Genomic DNA, 4,489 nt, shown 5'->3' with positions numbered 1-4,489 from the left:
CGAACACCGACACGGTCATGAACCGCTCGTTCTGGCTGGGCGTGTGGCCCGGGCTCCACGAGGAGCACTACGACTACATGGTCGAAGTTATTCGCGCATTCCTTAATAGAGAGTATTAAAATTCTTCAAAGAAGCGTTTTACTAACTATCAGTTAGTGGTGCCGCGGATGATGTGGCATGGACTATGCAGTTCGTGCTACATCATCCGCGGTGCTTGAACGAAATCACATCGTGGCATTAGTAAATAGCACAGGGCTACAATCGTTTTAGGTCAAGGCATTAGTTAAAAGACAATCCGAAACGACAGCCTGTTGGCTTCGCTATATGACTATCATATAAATTTAGTCATTCAAGCCAATCGTTATTGACGTGAGTAAGGTAGAATAGAATTTATAGTGCCAAGCTGGCATTACATATTAGAGTAATTTATTATAAAAATATTACCACGAGTGCTACGGGTGATTTTTGGTAAGCTGCATAACATCGGCGTTATTTCTGAAAGTTACTCGCTGCTCTTGAATGACTTTAACTTAATAAAAGATTTATATAGCCAAATAAATTATAAAAAAAAACACACGCTTATTTGAGTGTCGAAATTATGTGTAGCCTTATTTACTTAAATAATACTTGCAAAAGTAAAAAACAAGGTTGTTGAACGATGAATAAGGTAGTGACAACTTACGAGAAGGTTCTTTCACTTGTTATCCCTACATATAACAGGGGGGAGTATTTAGATAATCAACTTGCTTGGGCAATTAAAAGTGTAAACAACAAGTGGGATAAAGTAGAGCTTATAGTATGTGATAACGCTTCTACTGATACGACACACGCAGTGTGTGAGAAATGGGGAGCTTTATTGCGCGATAAAATTAAGGTGTTTAGAAATGAAGAAAACGTTGGATTAGTAGGTAACTGTTTGCTTGGTTTAAAAAGAGCAGCTGGAAAGTATGTATGGCTTATTGGCGACGACGACCCTATCGCTGATGATGCAGTATCGATTGTTTTAAATACAATTAACGAAAACCCAAATCTTAATTTGATTCACATTAATCATCGTTGCATATCGGGTCTAGATGGGAGTATTGTTCAATCTAAGTTCTATAACTTGGATACAGATATATGTACTATTAATGCAGGGGCAAAGGAGTTGAGCAATATTTTGCAGAGCCATAATACTGGAGGGCTGATGTTCATTACTGCTAATGTGATTGAAAGAGCGAAAGCGCTCGACTTCATAAAGAATAATCCTCCGGAAGAAAAATTGTTACTAGTGTATCCTATGTTTTTAAATGCTGGCTTAGCCAGTACAGGTCCTTTTTATCTAATCGCTAAATGCCTAATAGATTGTGTATATCATACTTCTAGTTGGATGAGCGAACTGGAATATGTTCAACATGTGAGTATTCCAAAGACATTGATTAAGTTGCACAGCAAGGGCATCAGCAGTAAAGCGTTGAGATTTTGTATAGATTACCAGTATAAAGATTTGCCAACAGCAAGGGACGTTTTTTACCGACTTAGAACCGACCATGGCTATTGGAATAAATTTCATTTCAAGCCCTGGGCTTACAAATGGGTTCTCAAAAATTATCTTAAATGGCAATTATAACAAAAGTAATAGGAATAAAAATAGGGGTTTAATATAATATTGCATACAAATCGTCCCTCATTCACTATGTATAATAATGAGCCTGGTAATTTCATTTTAATTTTAATATAATTAAAAATTAAAATGAAATTCGCTTTTCCATTGGTCACCGTTTTGATGCCAGTTTATAATGCAGAACTGTATGTAAAAGATTCAATCAATAGTATACTGGAGCAGTCATTTTGTGATTTTGAATTGATTGTATTCAATGACGGTTCTACTGATAGGAGTCGTGATGTAATATTAAGTATTCTAGATAGTCGTATTGTTTTTATTGACTCGAGTGTAAATGTCGGTTATGTAGCCCATTTAAATAATGGTTTGGATATTGCTCGTGGAAAGTATATAGCACGAATGGATGCTGATGATATTGCACTAGCTAGCCGTTTTGAGCAACAAGTAGCCTTATTGGAACAACAGCCGGAAATCGGCTTATGTGGAACTGCTTTCTCTACATTTGATGCGCAATCAGTAACTATAAAGCTGCCAGTAAAAGATTTTCAGATTAGGGAGTTCATGTTGAGAGACAGCCCGATGGGGCATCCGACAGTGATGTTCAGAAGCAAGTTAGTTAAAGATTACGGGTTGCGTTATAATCAAAAATTTATGCCAGCTGAAGACTATAAGTTATGGTATGATTTTAGTAAAATAACACAACTGGCCAACTTACCAGAAGTATTATTAAACTATAGAGTACATTCTCATCAGGTTAGCTCATACTTGAGTCAAAACCAACGCAATAATGCGGATGCGGTTCGCGTGCTTCAATTGATTGATAAGGGCTTCCACCTTACTGAAAATGAGCAGGAGTTGTACTGCCAGATGCTTCGCTACGACGCCCGGCCACAGACAACTACGGAACTTAAGCTAATGCTCAAATTAATGCAAAAGATTACCGATGAAAACGAAAGGTTAAATGCCTATGATAGTTTATGGTTTCGCCGCCTATTTGAGAATGTTTGGCGTGATGCTATAAATGATATAAATCAGTATACGCCAATGCATCTGTCATTTATCATTTTTCCAAAAAAACCTGTTACAGGCGCATTTGGATTTTTAGACAAAGCTAAGTTCTTGCTTAAAGGATTAATTGGTTGGAAGGGAAGGAAATTTTTTTTATCCTAAGTATTGATTTTGCTGCATATTATTGGTTCGCATTATAATTTCTTGATACGACTAAAGCAGAATAAAGTAGAAAACTCACGATTCATCGCTGACCACTCGTATCCCCATTAGGAATGTGTCATTATTAACGACGGGTAGACAGATTATTTTTGAGGAATAACTAAGAATTATTTGCAACAATATTCTCGGTTTCATTACTATACAAATAAAGTAATGTCGGCTGCACGCAACTGCGGTTTATCGGTAGTTTCTGGCGAGTATATGAGTTTTAGATGCTGACAGTTAATTCTACCTGATGATGCTTACGCCCATATCGATGGTTATTATCGGCCTGATGTCTTTGGTGTGGGCATGATATTCAGCTCTCTCACCACCAAATACCGCGACCTCGACATGTTGCTAACATCCGGAGTGCAGAACTAGCCATGTACGCTACGACAGTTATCTATCCCTTGTCCAGCATTCTGCCCGAGTACAAATGGCTCATTCTGGCCAATCTCATAAGTGCTATTGTAGAAACTTCCTGCTAAGCATCGAAGGGTTCCGGCTCTTTTAGACGGCTGTACCTGAGTTATAGTGCCCTGTTCACGGCGGTCCTGCTGTTTGTGTGCACCATCACATTCAACAAAGCAAAGAAAAGCTTCATTGTTACTGTTTAAACCGGTTTATCTGGTCATGCGTGCTGCACATGAGCAATGTTGCTACTAAAGTACAAGGCGAAGCGGTACCTGCTGGATGAAATCGGCACGGGTACACTGAGCCAGACCTTAACCGCTGGTAGTCGCGCCAGTAGGGCAAGGAAGGAGCTACCAACACCCGTTGGCAGCTTCGGGCACTATCAACGGCTGCTTCACGCGGGCGGTCAAACGCTTTTTAAACGCCGGGTCAGGTGCAAACCCATTGCCCGGTAGATGCGCAGAGTGCGCTTATGGTTGATGGTTGGGCCCTTTTTGCGCAGACAGTGGTGCAATTTTCAGTAGCCTTAGCTCGGATGCTGCCCTAATAAGGCCCGCCGCGTTTCCTGTATCGGCTCGTCTTTTCAACTTGCTGGCCGGGTGGCGCAACTGCCCCGGTATAGGCCTACCAGCGCACACGCCCGCCGCTGACTCCAGCCTTTTACTACTAAGACCTGCTGCTTGGCGCTGCGCCGCAAGGCTGGCTACTTCTTTGGCATAATGTTCTTCCATCGCTTGTTTCTCCAAACTCAAGTCCGCAAACATCTGCTTGAGCCGCCTGTTTTCCTCTTCCAGGTGCTTGAGCTGGGTCAACTTGGTGACACTCGTCCTGGCGTGCTTGCTTTTCCAGGCGTCAAACGTAGCTTGGCTCAGGCCGTGCTCCCCACGACTTGGATCACGCTTTGACTGCTCTATTGTTGCTGCAAAATCGCAACAATTTGCGCTTCGCTGACTCGTACTTTTTCACGGGGCAGCCAATGAGTTATGCACATGCATTATTTATCTACCGCCAACTGCTTCACTAGTTAGGGAAGCGTACAAGGCTGCTTAACCATTCTTTTTTACCTTTGCCGCAATCAATAGCGTTATTTCCATGCAGAAGTTGGACCAGAAGTATAAGAACATCAACGAAACGCTAGAGGCACATCTCGAGCAGGTTATTATCCCAAACGTGACCAAGGTCATCGTGCCGGGGGTGGACTACATCCCGGTGACGGGCAAGGTGCTGGACGCGGAGGACCTGCTCTACGGGGTGGACGCG

The 4,489-nt window shown here is 41.8% G+C and carries 4 protein-coding genes; 2 read left to right on the top strand and 2 right to left on the bottom strand.

Annotated features, from left to right (window positions below):
* Positions 1-658 precede the first annotated feature (658 nt).
* The gene (locus BMZ66_RS24950) at positions 659-1,609 is read left to right on the top strand and encodes a glycosyltransferase family 2 protein (RefSeq protein ID WP_092679106.1); all 951 of its coding nucleotides are present in this window, start codon (positions 659-661) and stop codon (positions 1,607-1,609) included.
* A gap of 123 nt (positions 1,610-1,732) precedes the next feature.
* The gene (locus BMZ66_RS24945) at positions 1,733-2,773 is read left to right on the top strand and encodes a glycosyltransferase family 2 protein (protein ID WP_092679105.1); all 1,041 of its coding nucleotides are present in this window, start codon (positions 1,733-1,735) and stop codon (positions 2,771-2,773) included.
* 862 nt (positions 2,774-3,635) lie between these two features.
* Here the strand turns inward: BMZ66_RS24945 and BMZ66_RS26580 are convergent.
* The gene (locus BMZ66_RS26580; protein ID WP_143080465.1) at positions 3,636-3,743 is read right to left on the bottom strand and encodes an IS3 family transposase; all 108 of its coding nucleotides are present in this window, start codon (positions 3,741-3,743) and stop codon (positions 3,636-3,638) included.
* Positions 3,700-4,101, bottom strand: a complete 402-nt coding sequence (locus tag BMZ66_RS24935; RefSeq protein ID WP_262507626.1) for a transposase — start codon at positions 4,099-4,101, stop codon at positions 3,700-3,702. The genes BMZ66_RS26580 and BMZ66_RS24935 overlap by 44 nt, the downstream gene beginning before the upstream one ends.
* Positions 4,102-4,489 lie beyond the last annotated feature (388 nt).

It is taken from the genome of Hymenobacter arizonensis, from assembly GCF_900115775.1.
Taxonomy (GTDB): Bacteria; Bacteroidota; Bacteroidia; order Cytophagales; family Hymenobacteraceae; genus Hymenobacter; species Hymenobacter arizonensis.
This window is presented reverse-complemented; position numbering and strand designations above follow the sequence as displayed.